The organism is Legionella donaldsonii (assembly GCF_900452385.1).
GTDB classification, from domain to species: Bacteria; Pseudomonadota; Gammaproteobacteria; order Legionellales; family Legionellaceae; genus Tatlockia; species Tatlockia donaldsonii.
Genome location: NZ_UGOA01000001.1, coordinates 3,064,925 through 3,090,161 on the forward strand (window position 1 = coordinate 3,064,925; position 25,237 = coordinate 3,090,161).

A 25,237-nucleotide genomic window follows, 5' to 3' on the forward strand; every position below is an offset into this window, starting at 1 on the left:
GTCCCCATTCCCCTGATCAAAAATTGTCTACAGTTAAAGTTTCTAGTTAATTTTGATCGGCATACATATTAATTAAACTTTTGAAATCTCTCGGGCGGTATCGTCCCCAATTATCTTCTTGAATATACATGGCACTATACTTAATTTTGCTTTTATCTTGTCGTGTAGCGTCTTGACACCACTGATCTAAACGCTCTTTTTTAATCATATCCTCTACACCTTCCCGACCTTTTAATTCTATAATCCAATACTCAGTTGGACTCTTTTTTACAATGAAATCTGGGTAATAGTTTGCTATACCTCCCTCTTGATTCCTGTAGTCGAGGAAAAAACCCATTGCATCATTAATTTTTTCAAACGCCATAATATCTTCGCAGCTGTCTAGGAATTTGGCGAAATTAAGTTCAAAATTATTATCGCAAGCCATTTTTGTAAATGATGATTTTTTGGGGACAATTACAAATTCATTGGTTGCAACCTGAAAAGGCCTAGTTTTGCTGACACAAATCGTATCTCTAATTTCTGAGGTTCCACTATCGCTAACAGTGAGCATATTAATTGCCTTTTTAAAATTCTCAATAATTAATTTACGGACACTGTTTTCAGAAAGATTGGTTATCACATTTAAATCATTAAGATCGACCCGAGCTTCAAACAAATTGTATTCAATAAAAATTTTCAATTTTTCAAATAAAATATCTGAACCACCAACCATACGTAAATCACTCATAATTGTGTGACTAAAAAAATGCAAAGCCCTATGGTAATCAGGAATAATAAGAGTTGGCATATTAGTAGTATGGCTAATCTCTTCCGTATTAATATCTCTGAAAATAATTTGACGCTGTTCATTCGCAGAGAATTTTTTAAGTTTAATTTTATTCGAGATAATGTTTTCTGGGTTTAATTCATTTAAATTTTTGAGGTTACGTTGCATCCGTCTGGTTAACTTGGGTAATACTATTTCGAGATCCCTATTCATTATTTTATTTTCGTCAACTGTAATGACAATAGGGGCTTTGGGGGGAGTATTTACACCCATAGGTTTGTAATCAAGCTCAACACCTTCAGATTTTATTTTTTTTACAAAGTCGATAAATTTTTCTGTGCCAATAACACTTAATTTAGGTTCTTCACCAATAGCTTTTTCCCGATACATTCTTCTAAGACCTCGACCAAGAGTCTGCTCAGGGAGTATCTTACTACTTGCGCTATACGAGCGAAGACCAACGATTGTGGTGACATTTTTAACATCCCAACCTTCTCTCAACATAAGAACTGATACAATAACTTTATAAGGGTTATCTAGCCTATCAATTTCTCGACTGGCTTTTCTAAGATCATCCAAATCGCTTTTTGAGCCTTCATTAATATCGCCGTTGCGTTTTGTATGAATGACAAGTACCGCTCTCCTAAATTCAGGGTAGGTGCTCTCAAGATATTCTTTAATTTGATCACAACTTTTTGTTTCATCGGTCATGATAAATAAAACAGCTTTTTTCCCCATTATTAATTGCTGGTCATATACTTTTTTCCATTCCACATAGCCAAGATTAATATGATCTTCATATCGTTCCACAAATTCATCGCTGGTTTTTTCTTGCAGTTTAGCCATGGAAGCATCATCGGGGATAACTGGATGTTTTACTACGCCTTGATAAATCGCTTCACATAAAGGATAGTCGCTGATTGTATTAGCAAATATTGCTCCATTTGCATGACGTGGTGTTGCTGTTACATCAAATTGCGCAGAGAGTTTATGTCCTCGCTCTACTAAACCAGAATGAATATCTTTGATTGTTGTGAACCAGGTTAATGATTCATCATGAATATGGTGTGCCTCGTCATTTAAAATAACCAAGTCAGGCACTTTGCGAATTAGCTCGCCTAAATCAATCGCTGATGTTGTTTTATTTGGTGGCTTTATTCCAAGAAAATAATCAGTAGCATCCATATCTTCTATACTTGGATCTGCTTGTTTAGGAAGAAACAGTCTGTGAACATTGGTAAGGTAAATGTTCCCATCTTCAGAGATGTTGCCAACTTCATCTTGGATGTGTACGACAGGGTTGAAATCATCTTGCCAGTTTTTACCTAGATATCCGTTATAGGGTAAAAGAGGATCTTGATAAAAAATTTGCAATCCATCGAAATCAACTTTAAGCCTATCTAAGACAATGATGTTAGGTGCCACAACTAAAAAATTCATAGATAAATCTGAGTTTGCTTCATATTTTTTATGAAAATAACACCAAGTGATCAGTAAGCTCAGTACTTTTGTCTTTCCGCTGCCTGTAGCAAGTTTCATTACATATCTTGGCCAGTCTTCTTTAAAATGCTCTTTTTGAAGTAAACCTGAACTATCAAAGGAAAGAAATTGACTAGGATCACGCGCTTTAATTATTTCATAAAGCCATATTGCCGATTCTACTGCTTCTCGTTGAGCGAAATACCACTTAAAGCTTGTCGGGTTATCTGAATTTTCATTGTAATGGTTTAAATCGAACCAGTAGGTCAGTAAAGCTCGTGTTACCCAGCTGGCGCCCTCATAATTATTATTTCGCCATTGATTTACACAAGTTCTAATTTTATGTACTAACGGAGGAATTAATTTATCATGACCGACATGATTAATATCCTGATCACCTGGAAACCATCGAATATTGGGATCTAGAATTGTATACGGATTAGTTGGGAAATCAGGATGTATTGCCATAATTATTTCCCTTCTGTATCAATATGTATATCAAATACTTTTGTTGTGTCATGACCAAAAATATCTATTATTTTTACAGCTACTTTGTAGTTACCTGGACCCGCATATTTAAATCTTTCGCTTTCGATAGTTATTTTACGATGACTTTTGGTTCTAAAATTTTGCCATTGGTTTTCAAAAATATTATTTCCTGAGAATTGATCTTGCAAGCTCTCATAATCAAAATCTACAGACCAGTAATCAATCCAGTCCGTCCAGTTTTTGGTTAATATCTCTTGTTCTGTACCTCCACCTCGAATCTTTGTTAATTTTATTACTTGGCCTTGATCAACAATGACTTTTGAGCTACCCGCTTTTAGAGTATGAGCAATAAAATCGATATCTTCTTGTCGATAAAATACACCGAAATCCATTAATTGAACGGAAACGGTATCCTCAATTTTATTTATTTTTGCCTCTACATATGAAACATCATAAAAAACAACTTGTCCTTTTTCTATGGCTCTTTTATCAAATACATCACGTGGGATATACCTTAGGACTAAATTAACATTTTTCTCTTTTGCTTTATCCTGCATATCTGGGGTTAATCCCATTTCAAATTCAAATCCCAAAACATCAACTTTGTTGAAGCCATATTTAGGAGCAGTGCTAATTATGTCTTCAATTTCACTCATGGTGACAGGTGAATCCAATGAACCAATATATACAGCATGATTGGTTTCAGATTTGAATCCGTGAAATGGTGCCATATTATGTAATTGTTCTGATTTATATGCTCTGTGAATCAAGTTAAAGTATTCACTTTCTTTTAGGCGCGCTTGGGAGTCTCTTTTCTCTTTGGGTAGGCTAGGATCTATTCCCATATAGTATTGGCGGTCGTAATGACCAAGATTTAATATTTCGAAGGCATTATATTTTTTCTTTTTTGAATCTAATTCAACTTGCAAATTTATTAATCGCTTGCGAGAGGTGTGAATAGCGAATCTTGATAAATCACATCCAATCCATGTTCTACTAAGTTTTTCAGCCACCGCTAGTGTTGTACCAGACCCACAAAAAAAATCAGCAACTAAGTCTCCTTGATTAGAAGAGGCAAGCATAATACGTTCTAATAAGCCTTCTGGTTTTTGTGTCGGGTATTCTTTTCTAAATGATCCGCTAATATCTGTCCAAATATCTTGGCATCTGACACCATCTTCATTGATGTATTTTTTTTTGGATGGAACTTTTCCTTTTTCAACGAGCAAAATACCTTCTTCAATCCACTTCCGAGCAGTTTCAATTGGCATTCTATAACCACCTTTAGGTTGCTTTTCACCAAAACCTAAGTCATAGGTATAACCGCCACCACCTGGGTTATCTATAGGTACATATCTATACCGACCCTGCTTGTCTTCGTATTTATAAAGTTTAATACTACTTTCACTGTAGTCTTGAAAAATATCATTCCAGATATACGAGTCTTTATTTTTCCGATAATAGAAAAGATCATCATGGGATTTTATAAATTTAAGATTTTTAGCTGAGGTATCACCAACAGCACTTTTCCATGTTATTTGATTAACAAAATTTCCTTCTCCAAAAATTTCGTCTAAAACTAATCTCATAACACCACTTAATCTATAGTCGCAGTGAACATATATACTTCCATCACTAGCCAACAGATTCTGAATAAGCGTTAATCGCTCATATATCATTGTAAGATAGCTATCTACACCTTTACCCCAAGTATCTCGATAAGCGATTTCTTCAATAATGCTTGGTTTTTTAATAAATGATTCTTGATCCCCGATTTCTATAGGCATTGAGAAATCGGCACCCACATCAAAAGGCGGATCAATGTATACTAGCTTTACTCCTCCAATAGCTTCAATTTCACGCCTTAGATAGCCAGATTGCAGAGAAGAGAGCACAAGTTTATTCTCACCCCATATAAGCTTATTAGCCCACATATTTCTTGAGCGAGAAGCAATATTTAATTGATTTAATTTAGGAGTGTCTATATGTTCAATTGCTTGAAATGGCAATTCTGCTTTGCAGATGTTGTTATTTTTACCTGGCCAAATTAATTCGGATTTATGGCAAGAATTGAATAAGCGAAATCGGTAATCCTCTGGAAGAGTTTCTCCCTTTTTGAGGAAATCAACAATATTCCTTAGTTCATCATCGGACAATGGATCTACAATTTTTGGCATTATTCAACAATCCATGTTCTATTATATTAAATGTGTCGGCCAAAAACTTAAAAACTGTAGAACAGCGAATTTTTTCTCCAGGATCCAATATGTAACCATTGATATTTGAAGACTATTAATGAATTGACTTTTAACATTCCTTATTCTAAATTCTAGAATTAAGAATGGATGTGGGATAAATGCTTAAACCTCAGGATATTGTAGTTTTAGTTAAACTATTGGCATATCATCCAGATAAAAATTGGTCACAACATAGTATCGCGCTTGAGTTATGTCTCAGTCCGTCTCAGATAAATAGTGCACTCAAACAATTAGTTACAGCAGGATTAATTACTCCTTATCAACCTCCTATTAAGCCACAGCCTATTATTCAAGCTTGTGAGGAGTTCTTTTTTCATGGCTTAAAATACGTTTTTCCCGCTAAATTAGGAGAGTTGGTTCGTGGTACTCCCACCAGCTATGCTGCACCAGTTTTAAAAGAGCACATTGTAATGGGTCATGATCCAATTCCTGTTTGGCCTTATGGCGAAGGGAAGGAGCGTGGTCTTGCACTGAAGCCTTTATATCACTCCGTTCCTGAAGCTATAGCTAAACACCCAGATCCATTGTTTTATGATTTGCTAGCATTAATTGATGCTATTCGTTCTGGTCGAGCAAGAGAAAGGCAAATTGCTGCACAGAAAATATCCATGCTACTGAGATCAAAAAACTGATCAGTGAGTTGTAAAAGCATAAGTTCCATTTTGGAACCTATGAATGATAGTTGATTTAGGCGGTAAAAGGCATATAAAAACAGTGTGGAAAAATTTTTGAAGACCATTTAGAGCAAGTCCTCGAAATGGTTGGAGTTATTACATATGATGTGTCCCAAATTGACGTAAAATTCATGTGTGCTATAATTTAAATAAGTCCTAAATCGGCGAATTATCATGACAGTAAAATATAAAGACAGCATAGAATACAAGGCTCTCCAGCGTATTAAGAAAATACGCAGTAATATTGTGCTGCGCCAAGATCTTATGGATCTCGGGTCCTATCGCCAGATTAGTCGTATTTTTAAAAAACTGATGGATGAGAATAAGCTGGTTAAAATTGGAGCTGGCGTTTATGCAAAAGCATATTTATCAGAAATGCTCAATGTACCTATTATTCAAGGTGGCTTTGATCAAGCTTGCAAAGAAGCCTTAACTAAAAAAGGTATAAAGTGGGAGCTTAGTACAGCAGCTAAAGAGTATAATGCAGGTCTCACCACTCAAGTTCCTGTTCGTACATCTGTCCGATTAAAAAGCCGCTATCGAGGAACGTTGTCTTTTGGCAAAAGAAAATTAATTATGGAGAAGCAAATTAATGCTCGATAGTTCTATGTTTCAATATATTGAAACCACTGCAAACACTTTAGATTTGCCCGAGTCTGTTATTGAAAAGGATTATTATGTTACTCAGGTAATTCAATCCCTTTCCACCGTAGAAAATGAATATTTCCGTTTGGTATTTTGCGGCGGTACTTGTTTGGCTAAAGCGCACAAGGTTGTTCAGCGTAAATCTACCACAGATGGTTTTAGCAAATCCTATTTGTTGAAAGAACTTAAGGCTTTTCGGCTTGAGCTTCAATCAAACTTTGCAATTCCTAATCTTACAGCAAGTGAGCCAGTGGTGCGTAATGAGGGAAAGTATTCACGGGTTGAATTTTTTTATCCTTCAGAGTTTACTCGTAATGCGACTTTAAGACCTCATATACTCTTTGAGTTCACATTATCAAATATTCGCTGTGATGTTGTGACACGCTCAGTAAAAACACTAATGGAAGACACCTTTCCCAGTTTAAGCTTATTTCCTCAAAGCCAAACCCATTGTGTTGCTGTACATGAAACAGCGATTGAAAAATGGGTGGGTTTAACTCGACGCATTATAGCTATTGAACGAGGGTATCACTTTGATGACCAATCATTGATTCGTCACGTTTATGATCTCAATGCTATTGAATCGGTCGAACCTATTCCTGATGATTTTTTAATGCTGGCTAAAGAGGTTGTCCTAACTGATGCACAGCAATTTAAAAATCAAAATCCTGAATATGCAGCCAACCCAGTAGATGAAATTAATCGTTCGCTTGATCTTCTGCGTACCAAACCTTTATGGCGAGAGAGGTATCAAGATTTTATTGAAAATATGGTGTTTAATCCTAGCTTAGCCACTGATTATGATAAAGCTATTAATGTGATTGCGGATCTTAGCAAAAAAGTCATTTCCTACTTACACTAAGAGTGAATGGGGGTACATTTGGGGGTATATTTTTATCATCTATAAAAATAACCTTTTAAATACAACAAATTAACCGTCAAATTAAATAGCCGCCGCCTCCACCATATTAACTTCCATAGACAAAAGTCTTTCCCAATTACGCTATTTGCTCCCTGAGCTTAGTAACAGGTCTTTGGGATCAGAGCTTGAATTTTGATCGTTGAATACAAAATTCAAGCCCTAACTCCGGACTCCCTTTTTTAAGAATAATTAATTCTTGTTAAAGCCTCAGCTTGATGATTTGTAAGATATTTCTCACATTATTTACCTAATTTGTCTTAATGACGAGCATCAGCAATTAAGTCATACTGGCATCATTGGAAGTTGCAAATATCTAGGACATGATGTCCGTGAAAAGGGAGCCAGCACAAGGATGTGCTGACACAGGAAGTGAAATTTGCAACTTACCAAACCAATTTAATCGTCCAGTACATCCCCCTTCTTAATCACCCCATAGCGAATACCTACAATAATCGCACTGGTTATATTTCTGCATCCTAATTTTTTAAAGATAGCTTGCCGATATTGAGTCACTCGTCGCATGGAGACCTTTAGAAACGCTGCAATTTCTTTCAGCCCTTTGCCTTGGGCGGATAAGTAAAGACATTGTTTTTCCTGCTCACTTAAACGCAGGTCGAAACAAATCGGTAGTCTTATCCAGGTATTGGAAAGCAAGGCCTGGATTTCGGCTAGCTGTTTGTGGGTAGGATTACTATTCCCTAAATAGTCCAGGTAATTTTTTGCAAAGACTTGAAAGAAGGGACTATTGATTAAATTCGTTTCCGTTAAGGTTTCTCGCTTTGTTTTCACCATTATTCTTTCCTTTATTTTTTAAAGGTGTGACTTAGCACAGGAATTATTGAAAAAATAATTCCTGTGTCTCTAGTCGCTGAAATAATTAAGATTTTTAGTTAATAGCAAATTAAAGCACGCTATAAACCATGCTCCTAATGTTCAACCGGTGTAAATAATGGGAAATTTTGGTGGCTTCTTACGGACATGCCATTGAAATACAAAACTGAAATAGACTAAGATTCGTTTAGCCATAATTTATCCTTGTCGATAGATTGTGGTTAGCTGGTAGTAGGGACGCCAATCCCTTCTATCAGCGCTTATTGCATTTAAACACGTCAAACGCAGATTTATACTATTTGATTCTTGAGTGTCTTGCAATTGAATTTTAATTGCAGGGCACTACAGAATTTTTACTTCCTGCTTCTACCTCTTTAGGTCTTTTCAAATAAACATTCTTTAGCCGCTTCTTACTTATAGACCTGATAAATACTGCATACATGACTTCCTTTTTAAGTAGCTTTTTTTCAATCCGTAAAAGAAATAACGTTTTGAAGCTCAAGCACTGACCCAGCATTCCTTTTACGGAAATAATTATTAGGGGCAGAAATGAGTTATGAAAATATTTGGGATGCGATTGCTGATACAGCTGGGGAATCAGCTAATATGCAAGCGAAAGCCGAATTGATGCGCCAAATTGTAGCGATTATTAAAAAAAATGGTTGGAAACAAGTTGAAGCAGCTCAAGATTGCGGAATTACCCAACCCCGCTTAAATGATATGTTACTAGGCCGCATTTCTCGATTTTCATTAGATGCCTTGGTAAATATTGCAGCGGCTATTGGGCAACGGGTGCATATTGAATTGGAGGAAACATAACCACCGGCACCAAAACAACCTTATGTGCAGACAATTAAAGATAAACACATTGCAACGTAGGTCGGGGCAGGGCTTGAATTTTGACGCCTTATTCCCTGTTCGTTTTGAACTGTTGCAACTTTTGCAACAGTCTCAATTTTGTTCAGTGGAGAAAGTAAAATATCGGATTAACGGTTGACCCGATTGATCCCGCTTTTTAGTTAAGGAATCACAATTTAAGTTTAAGCTTTTCCAGATCGTCTGCTACGCGCCGTGTTGCTTCCTGACCTTCGCGAATCGCTTCTTGCGCGCGATCGAATTCCATAAGACCGATATGGCTAAGCTTTGGTGTGATGAGCACGTCAGGCGGATCTTCTGCCATGCGCGAGTTGGTGATGCGCTCCTGCATAATGTTAATAGAGCCAGCGATCACATCGAAGAGACCGGGTTTCGAAATGTTCTTCTTACGCAGGGAGGAAATAAATGACGCTAGCCTGATATCGAAGTCAGCTTTCAGCTTGGCTCCCCAGGTAGCAATTGTTGGATTATTCGTTTCAGCATAGTCCAATTGCTTTTGGTTGTCTTGATTGTCAGCGGCTACATCGCTTTGATCGAGGGAAAAATGTCTGCCGACGAGATCACTATTGAGGTTCACGGCGATGATGGAATCAGCACCCATCGCACGTGCCAGCGAAATAGGAACCGGATTAACCAGGCCGCCATCCAGCATAAGATCCTGATGTAAGGCAACAGGGGCAAAAATTCCAGGTAAGGCGATGGAGGCTCGCACGGCATCGAGTAAGGAGCCCTCCCGTAACCAGTGCTCTTTTCCATTCAAGAGCGATGTGGCAACACAGGCAAAGGGAACGTTCAGATCCTCGATATTAAGGTTGCCCAACCGTTTTTCAATGGCCATCATCAGCGCTTTCCCTTGGATAAAACCGCCGCCCGTCATGTGGAAATCGAGCAATTTTAGAATGTCCACGCGCTTCAGTGTGAAAATCCATTCTTCAAACTCGTCGAGGTGACCTGAGGCATATGCGCCCCCGACCACAGCACCGATGGATGAACCTGCAACCAGATCTGGTTTAATGCCCATGGTTGCCAATTCACGGATGACGCCTATGTGTGCCCAGCCGCGTGCTGATCCGCTGCCAAAAACGAGTCCTATTTTGCGTCTTGCCATATGCCCCCCATGCTCTGGCATGCTTACTCCTGCCGCCAGGCGAATGGTAACTTTTTGATAGGATATCTATATCAACAAGTAGCACAGGGAATCAACTAGATAACGAATCAGTGGGGTCAGGGCTTGAATTTTGATCGTTAAATACAAAATTCAAACCTTGCCCGCTTAGTTCCTTTAGAAATCAATTAGATGCTTAATATTATGAACGCCGCCAATTTAAATTCATTACTATCTACTCCTGCAAGTTGGGTCGCGACCCAACCTACTTGATTATGCCGTTTCATAAGCAATCTATTGCTGATTAATGAAATTTTTGCTGATGATGCCTGCATTCGTTGTTCGCGATTCGCGAATAGCAAATAACAATGGAATGGAGGCTAAAGATAGGTCGGAGTCAGAGCTTGAATTTTGATCGTTGAATACAAAATTCAAACCTTGCCCGCCTAGCTCCTTTAGAAATCAATTAGATGCTTACTATTATGAACGCCGCCCATTTAAATTCATTACTATCTACTCATGCAAGTTGGGTCGCGACCCAACCTACTTGATTATGCCGTGCCAACCTATAGCAGCTTCGGGCTTACACTCAGTACGGTAGTCTCACGGAAATTAATTACTTGATAACCAACTTACAAAACAAATTAACAGCCTCCATCTGGCCAACACTATTTGCTATCGTATCAAGCAGCATCGGGCTATATGTCACAACCACCAGGCACTGTGCACGTGAAATTGCCACATTAATCCGATTCTTGTTAAACAAAAAATCAATACCCCGGGGTGATTCGTTCGCATTACTGGCGCACATACTTAAAAAGACAATCGTCGCTTCCTGCCCCTGAAATTTATCCACGCTGCCCACTTTGGCTTGTTTGCCTAACGCTTGCCGTAACTTATTCACCTGATGGTTATAGGGGGCTACAAACAGCATATCGTCCCAATCAATCAACTGCTCTGTACCATCTTTCGCAATAAATTGACGTCCAAGTAACTCGTTTGCCAGTTCTACTATACGTTCTACTTCTTCATCACTGGACTGCGTATTGCCTTCATGAATAACAGGAACAGGGATAATCCCAGTCTCCTGATTCAATATTCCTTGATAGCCTTCCGGCACCACTATACGCCGGCGATCATTATCAGGTTCTGATTCCAGTTTTCCTTCATAAATCGCCTCGCTGATAAACTGGTTTACTGCCGAATGCATGCGGTAGGTGGTTCCAAGAAAAACCCCCATGGTTTCAGGAATAGTCGGCGTGGAATGCAGTAAATAATCAAGAATGGACAATCCGCTTTCTTCTGGATGACTGCCTTGTGAGGGTTGTCCCAATTGCATTTGGTCGCCCATTAAAATAATGTTCCTGGTCGCCCGGCTCATCCCAATCAAATTGGCAACACTAACCTGGCCTGCCTCATCAATAAAAAGATAATCAAAGGCTTGCTCAAGCTCTGCTCTTGCAAATCCCCATGCCGTGGTACCAACCACATAGGCAGCCTGCAAACTGCCTGCAATCGCTTTGTTCTCGAATATAGTGATTCCGAGCTCAGATAACTCATTATCCGTATTTTTGGTACAGGCGAAACTGGCTTGAATGTTTTCATCTTTGCAATATTTAGCAGTACTTACCAATAAATGATTAATGGCCTTATGGCCGTTTGATGAAATACCGATGCGCTTGCCAAGCTTTAAAAGCTCGGCAATGACATGTTTTGCCGTGTATGTTTTACCAGAACCAGGAGGGCCTTGAATCGTAAGATAACTATTCTCCAAATTCTTGATGGCGGAAATAATTTGGTTCAGCCGCTCTTTGGGCTCATGGCTGGGTGCAATTAGCGCTCCATGCGTTAACCCTGTAATTCTGGGTGTCCTTCGCGTCAGAAAATCATAAATGGCCGTATTTTCTAATCGACCTTGCTCAAAGGCTTCAGCGACAGCTGCAATTGCCGTTGGGATGGGCTCTGGATTAATAGACTCATCTGGAATTAAGGTCACAACAGGTTCTAATATTGCGCCCGTTTTTAATACAATGAACCCCTCACCAAGATTCGATTCTTCTTTAATGAATTCAACGCTGATGGTTTTGCCATTAGCACGTTCTTGTCCCAAGACGTTATATTTCTCCGCAGCAGCTTTAAACTCCTGATTTGGATCAAAGGAGTATTCATAGCAAAGGTTTGTGTCTCCTGGTTTGAATTTATAGGCGGGCCTCTCTGTTCGTACACAGTGTGCCAGGCAATCGGTATCGTCAAATAACTCATCGTCACTCGCCCCTAACCGGTCAAACAAGCGCCAGTACATTGGCTTTTTTTCCCTGCGGTGGAATTCTAGAACCCAGGCAAAAAGGCTGGCAATTTTAGCTTCGTCTTCCAAGCCCTGTGCTTTCAATTCAATTGCTTTTTGAAACAATCTGTCGCGTAAGATCGTGCGTTCAGTAACCTTTTCATTTTCCGGTGCGGCAACGATTTCTGTTTTTCCGAGGTAGGTAATACCCTTTTCCAACTGACGTTCGCGTAACCACTCAACCAGCTCTTGAGTTGAATTGCAGTCATCAATGTTGTAATCGCGGATAGACTTTAATAGGTTTGAGGTTTCCCACGTATCGCCGTCTGGTGATTCACGCCAACGCTCATAGACGACAATAGAATCACCGCCAGAACCTATCTCCGTATCGCGCTTGCCACGATAAAGATGCTCAACGTTTTTGATAGAATAGCGCGGTTCACCTAACAATAAACTGCCTTTGACAATTTTGTACAGATCAACAAAGACTTCGTTTCTAAGCAAGGTATCCACCATGTCTTCGCAAATGCCGTATCGTCCCATCAGCTTACGACATGCGGCTATTTCATAATTGGCATAATGATAAATATGCATGTGCGGATCGCGTTGCCAACGCGCAAATGCCCATTCGATGAATGACCTAAATGCAGTCTTCTCCTGATCTTCATCGTGTGCCCAAAAATCCTTGTATTGGCGAATGCCTTTATCATCCAAATAAACAATACCCCATAAATATTCCAGCCCGCCTTCTTCGAGAGGGAATCCTTCGATATCAAAATAAATGTCTAATGGGGACGATGGCGGGAGTAAGGACAAACCCATTTTTTTATCGGACTCATGCGGCAGAAGTTGATAAAGTGGTGTGTCACAGCCTTTGCTGTTCTGTTGAATGGTGGCCTGAGCTTTGAGTCTGGCGAATACGTCCAGATTTATCCCTTTTACCCGTTCCAAAGATGTTACAACCATACTCTGCATGGTATCAATGCCAGCTTTATTCAATTTCTTAATTTGTTGCCTGGTTATCGTAGCGATTTCAGACAGGTGATCGGCTTCAACCAATAATGCTTGGGCATACTCAGACCAGCGTCCCCAACTACCGGAATCAGCAGGATTCGGGCGATGTTCTGGGGAAAAATTTTGATGGGTTTGCAAAAATCGCTGTTTCAAATTGAGGTAATAGAAAAAATAATCATTGGTCGAAAAGCGCATCGATTCACCAGTACCAATCACAACCACTACGTTATTTGGCCTTCGTCTCTGTACTATTTCCAGCATGTCAGCATAGCAACAAAGCTGTACCAAAAAATGAGGCTTGACTGTTTTTGAGAGCTTTGTATCCCAAATTTCATAATGAAAATCACCCAAGCCGCTTTCACCGTCTACTTTCACTAAAAAATCGGCATACCCTTTAAACGGCAAAGCTGAAAGAACTGCCTGATAGATTACATCTGCCCCTGATTTCATGGCGCTAATAGTGTCAGCAAAGGCATGCCCCGTCTTTTCAATTTGGGCAACGGTTAATTGGCGGTCAATAAAATGGTTTAAAATCTTTTGCTCAAGCGCCATCCCTTTCTGTTGCAAGACGGACAGCAATTCATCTGTTTCATCAGCAAGCGTAAGTGCCTTTGGTTCCTGCAGGGCGAAATGCTCCATCCAGGACGCAAATGGGCTTTCAAGAAATAGCGTTAAATCGGAGGGTGAATAGATGATTTGATCGGTTTCAATATACAAGCAGTTCTCCCACAGAACTAAAGCTAGTTAATAACTTCTCCACCTCTTTCCAAGGTAATCGACTGCCAGATTCTTTCATTCTCTGAAAAGCAACTCGTGCAACTTCAACGGTAATTTTTTTGTCCTCAAGCATCTGTTTAACAAGCCATATAGTGCCATGCACTTCAACATTCAGGTCTTTGGCTGCATCACGCAGGGCTTTATCACCTGTTAACAACTGGCTATCCTCGTGTTTAGCAAGTATTAGTGCAAGCATATCGTTAACACTTGGTCTCAAATATTTTTGGTGAAGACTATAAGCTTCTGCAACTAAATCACCACTCATTGTTTTGCATATTAATCCAAACTGCAATAAATGGGCATGTTGTTCCTCTAACTCTTCAGAAAATAAGGTGTCGGGTACTGCGAATTGGTATGACAAGCTAAACATCGCGCTCGTTAAATCGCCACACTCAATATCAATTAATACGCATGCATCACTGATGACAAGCAACATCCTGGCTCTTCCATAGCACGCAAAGACCTAAATGATTCAAGCGGCATATTCATTAGTTCAGCGGCTTTAGATTCACCAATATATTGTTCGGCAAGGGCATGAAAAATCATTTGCTCAAAAATGCGAGTTATTTCTTTGGGGTATTGTTCCCCCGGTTCTTTTTTTGACCATCCACGATCATTAAATTCCGCACGTATTTGACGATAAATATTATTAGAAATAATGCCAGTTTCTTCCGCTCGGTGCAGAATACTAGTCATGCTAATCCCAAATTCTTGCTTTAATAAACTCAGTTCACGTGGCTCAATTGAATTGCGGTGTATTCCTAAAACGTTTATAAGAGACTGTTTTGGCAATAAAAATGCACCTGCAAATCTATTGCAGCAACTCTCAATATCCAAACTATCCTCAAGACGGCTATCTAATAGAAGGTGACCCAGTTCATGCGCTAAAGTAAATCGTTGCCTGTCACCTGGGCTTTGGTTACTAACAACGAAAATAGGAATTTCATTGACCTTGACATAAAGCCCATCAATTTTTGGATACTGTTCATTGTCAATTTGAAATACTTTTATACCGTTCTCTTCAAATATATCAATTAAATCAGGAATAGGATCCGAGCCCAAATTCCATTGCTTGCGGATCTGATCGGCTAATTTTTCAACATCCTCAATCTGATTGACTATCTTAGGTAAGTTCTTAATGGAAAATGGTTGAACTGGTGGAGTTGGGAATAATCCTTCAAGTTCAACACGGCGTTCAATTTGATCTAATACTATTGCGCTGATCTCTTCAAGCTGGCGCGGGGGCATATCAGCGTGCTTCCGATATTGGATATTTTGCAAAGTAAAACGCTCAGGCCTAAAAAAGTACTCCACTTTGACGTGAAGAGCCTTTGCCAGCTTGATAAGAACGTCTGAGGAAGGAGTCACCTCATTATCTTCGTATTTTTTAATGGCAGCATGACTCAGCGCAATTTGCTCTCCCAAATCACGTAGAGACAAGCCAGATGCTTTTCGTGCCCGTTGAATTCTATTGCCTAACATTTCCCAATCCTCGAAGTTTACATTTATAATTATATACTATGTTTTTGTAAACTTTAAATTCCTTGAAAATAAATTGGATAAGCGTTCACTGTTCGCGAACAGCGAACAGTGCATTGGTGGAATTGGTTCAATTTCGAGAGTGATACTCAGCAAAGTGGGTCCTATTTGGGGGATTTTTCAAAAATAACATTCAAATAATTATTTATTATCAATAAATTATATAGCCCATGTTATGGATGCCATCTCCCATAAGCCGTCTTGCATTGACAAAAGTTGCCAAGATGCTAGTTTGGAAAAGCATTCGATATAAAAACGTGTATTCAACTACGGATAGTATTGAAAGGCGGTATAAACATCGTGTTGACAGGTCACGAGAGTAACTCGGCGGTCAATCGATTTAGCTCTAATTCGCAAAGGAGTGCTGAGGTCTATGCAACATAAAGAACATCATCGAATTGAACGAATTGGCTGGTTGCGCGCAGCGGTATTGGGTGCAAACGATGGTATTATTTCTACTGCGAGTTTGTTGATTGGTGTTGCTGCTGCCCACACGCCATACCATGGAATATTGGTAGCAGGGGGCGCAGGATTAATTGCGGGTGCCATGTCGATGGCTGCAGGGGAATATATATCGGTCAGTTCTCAAGCGGATACAGAAAAATCGGCTCTGCAACGTGAAAAGAAAGAACTGGAGACGAGTTTACCCAATGAAATTGAAGAGCTAACCACTGTATACATCAACCGCGGATTAGAACCTGACTTGGCAAATATCGTTGCAAGGCAATTGATGGCTCACGATGCATTAAGCACACACGCTCGCGACGAGCTTGGCATTACCGAAATAACAAGTGCACGCCCCCTTCAGGCAGCCCTGTTTTCCGCTGCCAGTTTTACTCTTGGTTCCTTATTACCGCTATTAACCCTTTTTTTTGCTCCCCAGCCTTATCTTATTTTAACCCTATCCGTGATGGCGGTTCTATTTCTGGCCTTACTGGGAGGCGTGGCTGCAAAGGTTGGCGGAGCCCGAATAATAGTAGGATGCTTACGGGTTGTGGTTTGGGGAAGTCTGGCAATGATTGTGAGTGCGGGTATTGGTTCCCTTCTGGGCATAGCGGTATAAAACCGCCTGATGATGGGGTCCATTAGACCTTAATCTAAACCAGTATTTAAAAGTTAAACGCCCTACTTAAGCGCATTTATTAATCTTCACCGAGTCACTTGGAAAGCCTATGGAAGAACCCCCAACCATAGGCTATACTTTTTTTTACTGTTATCAAAAGTGAGACACATATCATGGGACAAGGGACTCCAATGGAATTGGTAAAAATTAAAAAAATCGTTGCTGAGATTCAAGAATTTCCAACCAAGATTGATTCCGCAGAGCAGGCTAAAAATGCACGGCACTTGCTGCGAAAATACGCCTTATTATCCGAAAAGATCGAGAGAAATGTTTTAATTGGTGCTGCACATCAAAAGGATCTTGCTAAAATTCGTACCGACGAGTTCAAAACCATACGACGTACATTAAAAGAAAAAGCAAATTCAATCCTGCATGCACACGACAGCAAGAAGGCTCCAAGTGAAAAACCGGCGAAAAAAACCGCCGCAAAAACAGCAGCCCCTAAAAAAACCGCAAAAGCGGCTGACTCGTCAGTTGCAAAAGAAGCAAAAGCCACAAAGGCGTCTGCTTCAAAAGAGACAGGCGCAAAAAAGACCGTGAAAAAAGCATCACCTAAACCTAAAAAAGAAGCTGCCCCTAAAGAGAGCAAATAATGGGGTTCTCGCAAAAATGTTGATACGCCTCAATGCGTGCACCGATGAAACCGTGAGCGAGTCATGACACAACAGTCTTGACTCGCTCATGCAACTCCCTAACTGATTATTGAATCAATTAAAAACCACCGGGAAGGTTAATGCTTCCAGCTTTATCCGGTGTTGCAGGGGATGAATTAATAAAACAGCCCTTTGATTTGTCGTTGATGGTAGAGACGACTCCATCCTTGCCAATTGCCAAAGTACAAAGGTTGCTATTGCTGCCTGTGATAGTCATCACAGAAGGGCCTGCAACATTTTTCACCAGACAGGCTGGGTTCTTCGTGGCCGGATCAGGGCAGGTCATACTATTGTTGATCAGCACCGGTTTAAAAGGATAACCCACATAGACTACGTAGGAAAACCGGTCAGCCGGTGGCGGGGGCTCCTCTTTGCCGCAAAGACCACCCTTCATTTCTCCGGGTTGTATATTCTCCAGACGGCAAACAAAACCACCTTCCTGATAAAAATTCACGTTTCTTACTGACGTTCCATGATTGTATGCGACCACATAGGTATTATCCCCGGCACCAAAAACGGCATACGCTGGTGTATCTGCGCGATAAGAGGTATTTAACGACCCGAGCGCTTTTAAGTTTTGAATCCAGTAATAAATACTGGGTTTAGACTCACCAGGATCGGGGGTGTTCCCTTGCACATCGAAATACTGGGTGTAATATTGCGATGCCTTGGCAGGATCGCCTAAAGCCAGGTATTTCAACAAAGTACCGCAATAAGCAGAATTTGAAGCATCACCAGAACAGGGATTTTTAGCATCCTCCCTATAGACCTTGGTCACAAAATTGGGGTCATAACCAAGATAAAACGATCCGGCATTGATGGGTAATGTATTGGAAGCAAGATTTTGATAATAACAAGGTTGGCCCGCGCAGAAATAAGTTGAGCGATCCAGCTTCCCGCCCCAGACATTTCCGACCAACAAATAGTTTTGTCCGGTGCTGCTATTCGACCATCCTGTAGGGAAAACACCGGAACCAGGGTTTTGGTTAAAATGATAATGATTCAACCCTTGTTCTTCAGTAGTATAAAGATACAAGCCTGTTTCAAGTAACTCTTGAGGGGAAGTCGTATCGCCATCAAAACTAATCCCTTCGGTATTTAAGCCCCATAAAATAATGGCCTGGGCTAAATTCATAAACTCAGCACTGTCTTCTTCATTGACGTTATCAAAGCTATAAGGCATGCCTAATGCTGATGATAAACCTGCATAAGGATCAAAACTTCTAAAATGCGGAAACCTGGTTGCTTCGCCCTCGTCCCCATAGTTGTAATTGCAAATATCGCGAATAAGCAAATTAACCATGCCGCCATAGGCTTGTGCCCATGCTTTATCAAATTGCGCAATGGTCGCCGCACCATCAATTAAATAACCCCAGTGAAAAGAATGATCGGTTAAGGTAGTCGCGGTGAAGAAACCACTTGGAAACCCCATCATCGTATACCATTGGCTATTATAGGCATAAAACCAGGCACCCTCAGCACGCGGGCAATCCCCGGCACCACCGGGACAAGGATCGGTATAATTTAAGCCAGTGAGAAAACTGGTAACCTGCTTTTTTAGATCGGTTAGCAAGCTATCTCGAATTTTCTGATAGTTGGGATTAGTAGGGGATGTCCCCATTAACACATTGGCTATTTTTATCAGCTGAGCTTCCCTACCTAATAATTTTCCTGTGGCATAGGTATCTGTCCAGGGATTTTTAGAGTCCAGGTGAGGATCCGGAGGGAGTGTAAAGGAATAACTTGCGATTTTATCCAGCTCCGCCTGGCTTAACCGATTGGGTAGCACAGGCAAGACACCATGAAACCCTACTTCAGTAGAAAAAGAAGACTTATCTCTGATTCCTGAAGGCACCACATAAGCATGCATAGTCCCTTTTAATGTCTGAATCGTGCCTTTATCACTGGCACACTCATCCTGGAACAAGCATCCTGCTTTTTCGCTGTCACTCATGTTTTTAATCTGCCAGGGATAGAGAAAAACCAGTGGTTGTTTCTTTAGTGAGGCATTCGGATAGACCGTTTGTGAATCAAAATTAAAATGGGTAATCACTTTTGCATTATTTTTATCGTATTCGTAAGTGATCGAGGTACTTTTGATAAAGGTAGAAGCATAGGGCTTCAATTGATTTGCTATCTCAACCGCCGATGAATCCGAAGAGGCAGGGATAACAGCTATCGAAAAATAGCGATTAGCTTCTGCGGTCTGAATGGTAGTACTCGGAACAATATTGCCGCTTCCTCCCTGATTAACAGGGACAATCACAGACCCTGAAGTGGTTTTCCAGGGTACGACTGCTGTATCAGGATTTGAGAAATAAGCATAATACCGGTAGCCCGAATCAGAGGCATTCTTTGTTTTAAATACGCTAATCCCCTTGTCCTGACTTAATAATTTTGCATCTTGCGAATTAGTAAACTGGAGATAAGAGGTCGTTTGATTGTTTTTCTTCTCAACAAAAATGAACGGGGAGCCCTCTACCACATTGGCAACGAGAAGAGGTGTATTATTACGTGCCCAGCCTATAGAGACCATCCAATCAGAATAGTCAGCAACTAACGGTGCAGTCCCCATCAAATCGCCGGTAGTCACTGTTACATCGAGTGTATTGTCATAACCACGGTCAACATGCACATTGTCCACTTTGGCATTTTGCAAAGGAATCCCTAAAGAAACACCTCGTTCTGTCAAACGTACAGAAAGCGGATTGGGAATTAATAATAAGGGATTGAGATAATCACTATCCTGTATTTGTCCAGATGCCTTATCCACAGCTAACATAGGCGTCCACCAAAGCCCCGTTGTTGTGGGTTTATTACCCAAGCCAAACTGACTCCCCTGAAATACTGATTTTAAGGTTGAATAGTTGTTGATTAGGGGATAACCCGCATCCTTTGAGACACGCCCAGGATATTTTTGTGCGAGCTTTTGAATTTGTTGTTCGTCGTAATAAATCCCTTTACCAAGCTGTGTCGCACTATGAATTGCATGACTATGTGAAAGAATAATTGCGGTCGTTAAGAGGAAAATTTTTTTGGTTGTGTTCACCTTTGTATTCATCCCTGTCATCGATATCTTCTCCTGTTTTAAAAAATAAACTTCTGAATTCAATAGGTTGATCTTTCATGATAACTGCATTCTGCATGGAATGCACCCCAACGTCGTGGATAATAGCAGGCGTGTTTGGAAGATAGAGGGGAGGGCTATTCGATATTCTTGGGGAAACAGTTCCCAATCTGCGTCAATGGTTGCCAATCAAATTCGAATATTAATAAACTGCCAGGGATCACTGTGGTCAATATAGGTATTATTTGAATCGCCTCTGTCTCGCAGGGGAGTCCAATCGGTATAATAACCATCAACTTTACCAAGGTAAGGCAAGGCTAAACTCAATACATACTCATGGTCCATATCTTCAGGCTCTATAATTCCACGTTCCGGATTTTTAATCGCCCAAATCATACCGGCTAAAACGCCAGCGGCAACTTGTAAACTGGTCGCATTATTGTGGTTAACCAACTCTCTGGCTTCATGGATGGATAGATGAGAACCATACCAATAAGCTCCTTTTTTATTCCCCATGAGTAAAACGCCGAGTTCATCCGAGCCATCAACAATGTCGTTTAAAATAATTCGTTTTTCATTGTGAGGCAGGTATTGTCTTTGCACGAGCTCTTTTAAAGATAAAATAGCATCAGGGCAAAGATGATACGCATAATGGACTGTTGGCCTGTAATACACTTTATCCTCTTTGTTTAACGTTAAATACTCTGCAATCGATAAAGACTCTGCGTGCGTAATTAAAAACCCGTTAATCGGACCAGCGTTTGGGGTCCAGGTACGGACTTTCGTCTCTGCGCCGGGCTGACTAAGATATATTCCACACTTGGAACCAAAGTCGTGATGATTTGCATCGTGAGGCCAATGCCGCTCATGACTCCCCCAGCCCAATTCAGCAGGCCGCAGCGCTTCCAAAATTAACGCATCAACTGACCAGGTATTGATAAATTCATTCTCTTTTTTAACGCGAGAGGAAATCTGCGTATCACGTTCAGAAATATGGATGGTTTTTATATCAAGATCGTGGGCCAATTGCGCCCATTCCACCGCTTTTTTCGGCAGCTCCCTTTCCAGCCCATTATCTTTGGCCACATTCCATAAGGCTTGTTTAAGGAAGTGGGATACTAGCCCAGGATTGGCTCCATGTCTTACGACTGCGGTAGGCCCCTTCTTTCTAAGTTGCAGGGTCGCATCACGCAACGCATAATTAGAAAGGAGTTGGCTGTTATCGCTATACCTGTCTTCCCAACATTCAGCGGCAGCATCCAAATATAATATTCCATTTAAATGGCAATATTTTATTAAATCAATACTGGATACGCCTACCGATAAATTTAACAAAAAATCACCCGGCCTAAGAATAGAAGATAACAATTCCTGGTAGTTATTTTCGGTCACCGCAATTTCTTTGAAAGAGACGCTATAATTTTTTGCCACCTCTGCACCAAGATTATGCTTTGACAGAATGTGAATTTGGGAGGGATCTAATTTAAAATATTGGAATAAAAGAGGTAATATTGCTTGGCCAATACTGCCGAATCCAAGAATTAGAATCTTATTTTTATAGACTATTTGAGTCACAGATTTATCCATAAATTATCCTTCAAATAGACGATCTATTGATAATTATTTAAAGTATGGATTTAACAACACACTTCAGAATTTTTATCGGTTTAAATTTAACTTTCCTCACTTTGTCTTAAGTATAGTTCACAAAAATAATCTGTTTTAAATTTTTAAGTTAATAAAATCGTTAGTTGAAAATAATCCTCCTCCGCTGATGAAAAGCTAACCGCGTTTACTGGCTTGGATTTGATATCTATAATAGATTTGATGAAACTTTCTTTTTAAATTTATCCAGATTGACTTCGTTGGGAGATTGGAAACCAGTTTGCGACAAAACCAATTCGGCTGACAAAGGAACTGATTACAGGCAATAAAAAAGGACTTGGTCAATGAAAAGTTATCAAATGTATATTGATGGAAAATTTACATCAGCTCAAAGCGGGGCCACTCGCGATATGATTGATCCCGCTAATGGCGAACTGATTGCAAAAGTTCCAGAAAGTGCCAAGGAAGATGTGGTGATTGCGATCAAGGCTGCGCGAAGGGCTTTCGATGACGGTGTTTGGAGAAAAACATCGGCGCTTGATCGAAGTAAACTATTATTCAAAGTTGCTGATTTGATTCGTGCCAATGCAAAAATGTTAGCCGAGCTGGAAACGCGAAACTGTGGAAAGCCTTTGGCTGAAGCAGAATATGATGTGTCCGATGCAGCCAATTGTTTTGAATTTTACGCTGGGCTCGCTACTAAAATTCATGGCGAAACCATGTCGGTTCCAGCGAACTCGTTCAGTTATGTTGTCCGTGAGCCAATCGGTGTGTGCGGACAAATTATTCCCTGGAATTTCCCGCTGCTTATGGCCGCCTGGAAACTTGCCCCAGCACTTGCAGCAGGAAATACCGTCCTGTTAAAACCGTCAGAACTGACACCGCTCACAGCCCTCGAGTTATTTAAACTGATTGATCAATGTGGATTTCCAGCGGGTGTAGTGAATCTTATTACTGGTCCGGGTGCAGGCGTAGGCGAAGAATTAGCAACGAATTCGCTGGTAGATAAAGTTGCCTTTACTGGTGGGACAGTGACCGGAAAAAAAATAATGCAGGCCGCTACGGGAAATTTGAAACGAATCTCATTAGAGCTTGGCGGAAAAAACCCAAATATTGTATTTGCAGACTGTGATCTGGAGATGGCAATTGATGGTGCTCTTTTTGGCGCTTTTGCCAATCAAGGCGAAGTGTGTTCTGCTGGTTCCCGCTTGATCGTTGAGCGCGCTATCCACAAAAAAATAGTGGCCGGAATGTTGAAAAAAATTCCCAATATCAAGCTAGGCCATGGTTTGGACGATGGGGTAAAAATGGGTCCGCTGGTTTCACGTACTCATCGCGAAAAAGTAGAATATTACGTCAAGGTAGGGATTGATGAGGGTGCAAAACTGCTCTGCGGCGGAAACCGTCCTAAAGGGGAAGCGTTTGAAAAAGGATATTTCTTTGAGCCAACTATTTTTGATGAAGTTAAGCCCACCATGCGTATCGCTCGGGAAGAAATTTTTGGGCCGGTACTCGCAGTGATCCCTTTTGATACGGAAGAAGAAGCCATCCAAATTGCAAACGATACTGAGTATGGTTTAGCCGCTGCGGTGTGGACGAAGGACCTGACTCGTGCCCATCGCGTAACCTCACAAATCCGTGCCGGCATTCTTTGGGTAAACCACTACCATCCAACATATAATGAAATGCCCTGGGGTGGGTACAAACAAAGTGGATCAGGTCGCGAATTAGGTTTGTATGGAATTGAAAGCTATCTTGAAATCAAGCAAGTGAATATTAATCTGGATGATGCACCAATTGGATGGTACTAATGAATCGAATTCATATTAAAACACCAATACCAGGACCAAAATCAAAACGATTGATGGAACAGCGTTATAAACACGTTGCGCGAGGTCCGTTTCATACGACTCCTCTCTTTGTGGAGCGAGCAAAAGGTTCGTTTGTAGAGGATGTCGATGGAAACGTATTTTTGGATTTCTCATCGGGAATTGGTGTGGTGAATACAGGACACTGTCCTGATGCAGTAGTCGATGCAATCAAGACACAGGCTGAAAAATTCCTTCATACAAGTTTTAATATTCTTCCTTATGAAAGCTACATCAAGGTCTGTGAAAAATTAAATTATCACACGCCTGGACACTTTGAAAAAAAATCAATCCTGTTGAATTCAGGCGCTGAAGCGGTAGAAAACGCGATTAAAATTGCTCGTGCCTATACCGGAAAACAAGCAGTGATTTGTTTTGATCATGCTTACCATGGCCGCACTTATATGGCGATGACACTGACAGCAAAAAATAAACCCTACAAACATGGATTTGGTCCCTTCCCCTCAGAAATCCATCGTGCTCCCATTCCGTATGAGTATCGCTGGCAGGGAAAAAATTGTGTGGAAGAATGTTTCAATGATTTTTCGGAACTGGTTAATTATCGCGTGGGCGTTGAAAATACCGCGGCAGTGATTGTAGAACCCGTGTTAGGGGAAGGGGGCTTCATCCCATTTCCAGTCCCGTTTTTACAAAAACTCCGTGAGTTTTGTACAGCAAACAACATTGTTTTCATTGCCGATGAAATTCAATCAGGTTTTGGGCGTACGGGAAATCTGTTTGCCATGCAGACCATGGGAGTAGACCCTGATCTGACTACCACAGCAAAGGGGCTCGGTGGAGGAACCGTCATCGCTGCTGTAACAGGAAAAGCTGACATGATGGATGCTGCCATGGTGGGCGGGTTGGGCGGAACCTTTGGCGGCAATCCACTGAGTTGTGCCGCAGCGCTTGAAGTATTCAAACTCTTTGAAGAAGGTGCGCTTTTAAAAAATGTGGCTAATCTTTCAAAAGTACTTCACGCCAGGCTTTCCAGTTTTAAAGAAAACTATAACCTGGTAGGTGATTTTCGAGGTTTGGGTGTTATGCAGGCGATCGAGCTTGTGAAAGATAAAAGCACGAAGGCACCTAATAAAGAGGCGGTGGACAAATTAACAAGATTTTGTTTAGAACATGGACTGGTCATTCTTAGCTGCGGAGGATATGGAAATGTAATTCGTCTTCTCATGCCGCTTTCCACGGATATAAAAGATTTGGAGCTTGGACTTTCTATTATTGAGGACGGACTCAAGACCTTATAA

17 protein-coding genes are annotated in these 25,237 nt (G+C 40.7%); 8 read left to right on the forward strand and 9 right to left on the reverse strand.

The features are described 5' to 3' along the window. Positions 1-46 precede the first annotated feature (46 nt). Positions 47-2,716, reverse strand: a complete 2,670-nt coding sequence (locus DYC89_RS13905) for a DEAD/DEAH box helicase (protein WP_115222329.1) — start codon at positions 2,714-2,716, stop codon at positions 47-49. Positions 2,717-2,718: 2 nt separating this feature from the next. Continuing rightward, positions 2,719-4,914 carry a site-specific DNA-methyltransferase gene (locus tag DYC89_RS13910; RefSeq protein WP_115222330.1) on the reverse strand — a complete coding sequence of 732 codons (2,196 nt, stop codon included), beginning with the start codon at positions 4,912-4,914 and terminating at the stop codon, positions 2,719-2,721. A gap of 179 nt (positions 4,915-5,093) precedes the next feature. Here DYC89_RS13910 and DYC89_RS13915 point away from each other — a divergent pair, with 179 nt between their 5' ends. The 3 genes from DYC89_RS13915 to DYC89_RS13925 all read left to right on the forward strand — a co-directional run bounded on the left by DYC89_RS13915 (position 5,094) and on the right by DYC89_RS13925 (position 7,176). Further along, positions 5,094-5,627: a helix-turn-helix domain-containing protein gene (locus DYC89_RS13915; RefSeq protein ID WP_115222331.1), complete on the forward strand. Its 534-nt coding sequence runs from the start codon at positions 5,094-5,096 to the stop codon at positions 5,625-5,627. 216 nt (positions 5,628-5,843) lie between these two features. Further along, a complete protein-coding gene (locus DYC89_RS13920) occupies positions 5,844-6,272 on the forward strand; it encodes a DUF6088 family protein (protein WP_115222332.1) in 429 nt (142 codons plus the stop codon). Positions 6,273-6,276: 4 nt separating this feature from the next. After that, positions 6,277-7,176 (forward strand): nucleotidyl transferase AbiEii/AbiGii toxin family protein, encoded by a 900-nt coding sequence (locus DYC89_RS13925; protein ID WP_245954010.1) that lies wholly within the window; start codon positions 6,277-6,279, stop codon positions 7,174-7,176. Between the two features lie 456 nt (positions 7,177-7,632). Here the strand turns inward: DYC89_RS13925 and DYC89_RS13930 are convergent, their stop codons facing one another. Beyond that, entirely contained in the window at positions 7,633-8,028 is a 396-nt protein-coding gene (locus tag DYC89_RS13930; protein WP_115222334.1) for a response regulator transcription factor, read from the reverse strand. 588 nt (positions 8,029-8,616) lie between these two features. On the opposite strand from DYC89_RS13930, the gene DYC89_RS13935 reads away from it, so the two are divergent. Next, positions 8,617-8,886, forward strand: a complete 270-nt coding sequence (locus tag DYC89_RS13935; RefSeq protein ID WP_115222335.1) for a helix-turn-helix domain-containing protein — start codon at positions 8,617-8,619, stop codon at positions 8,884-8,886. Positions 8,887-9,094: 208 nt separating this feature from the next. On the opposite strand, the gene DYC89_RS13940 is transcribed toward DYC89_RS13935, so the two are convergent. The 4 genes from DYC89_RS13940 to DYC89_RS13955 all read right to left on the reverse strand — a co-directional run bounded on the left by DYC89_RS13940 (position 9,095) and on the right by DYC89_RS13955 (position 15,605). Further along, positions 9,095-10,051 (reverse strand): patatin-like phospholipase family protein, encoded by a 957-nt coding sequence (locus DYC89_RS13940; protein WP_115222779.1) that lies wholly within the window; start codon positions 10,049-10,051, stop codon positions 9,095-9,097. 613 nt (positions 10,052-10,664) lie between these two features. Then, a complete protein-coding gene (locus DYC89_RS13945; RefSeq protein WP_115222336.1) occupies positions 10,665-14,063 on the reverse strand; it encodes a TM0106 family RecB-like putative nuclease in 3,399 nt (1,132 codons plus the stop codon). Beyond that, complete coding sequence (locus tag DYC89_RS13950) at positions 14,053-14,559, reverse strand: DUF3368 domain-containing protein (protein ID WP_115222337.1); 507 nt, start codon at positions 14,557-14,559, stop codon at positions 14,053-14,055. Before DYC89_RS13950 ends, DYC89_RS13945 begins: the two co-directional genes overlap by 11 nt. Then, positions 14,526-15,605: an XRE family transcriptional regulator gene (locus tag DYC89_RS13955; protein WP_115222338.1), complete on the reverse strand. Its 1,080-nt coding sequence runs from the start codon at positions 15,603-15,605 to the stop codon at positions 14,526-14,528. Before DYC89_RS13955 ends, DYC89_RS13950 begins: the two co-directional genes overlap by 34 nt. A gap of 430 nt (positions 15,606-16,035) precedes the next feature. Here DYC89_RS13955 and DYC89_RS13960 point away from each other — a divergent pair, with 430 nt between their 5' ends. Together DYC89_RS13960 and DYC89_RS13965 are read left to right on the forward strand one after the other, a co-directional pair. Continuing rightward, positions 16,036-16,725, forward strand: a complete 690-nt coding sequence (locus DYC89_RS13960; RefSeq protein ID WP_115222339.1) for a VIT1/CCC1 transporter family protein — start codon at positions 16,036-16,038, stop codon at positions 16,723-16,725. A 191-nt stretch (positions 16,726-16,916) separates the two neighbouring features. After that, a complete protein-coding gene (locus tag DYC89_RS13965) occupies positions 16,917-17,378 on the forward strand; it encodes a hypothetical protein (RefSeq protein ID WP_115222340.1) in 462 nt (153 codons plus the stop codon). A 118-nt stretch (positions 17,379-17,496) separates the two neighbouring features. On the opposite strand, the gene DYC89_RS13970 is transcribed toward DYC89_RS13965, so the two are convergent. Both DYC89_RS13970 and DYC89_RS13975 read right to left on the reverse strand, forming a co-directional pair. Next, positions 17,497-20,508, reverse strand: coding sequence for a glycosyl hydrolase (locus DYC89_RS13970; RefSeq protein ID WP_115222341.1), 3,012 nt, complete (start codon positions 20,506-20,508; stop codon positions 17,497-17,499). A 186-nt stretch (positions 20,509-20,694) separates the two neighbouring features. After that, complete coding sequence (locus DYC89_RS13975; RefSeq protein WP_115222342.1) at positions 20,695-22,092, reverse strand: saccharopine dehydrogenase C-terminal domain-containing protein; 1,398 nt, start codon at positions 22,090-22,092, stop codon at positions 20,695-20,697. 362 nt (positions 22,093-22,454) lie between these two features. On the opposite strand from DYC89_RS13975, the gene DYC89_RS13980 reads away from it, so the two are divergent. Next, entirely contained in the window at positions 22,455-23,921 is a 1,467-nt protein-coding gene (locus tag DYC89_RS13980) for an aldehyde dehydrogenase family protein (protein ID WP_115222343.1), read from the forward strand. Then, a complete protein-coding gene (gabT, locus tag DYC89_RS13985) occupies positions 23,921-25,237 on the forward strand; it encodes a 4-aminobutyrate--2-oxoglutarate transaminase (protein ID WP_115222344.1) in 1,317 nt (438 codons plus the stop codon). The genes DYC89_RS13980 and gabT overlap by 1 nt, the downstream gene beginning before the upstream one ends.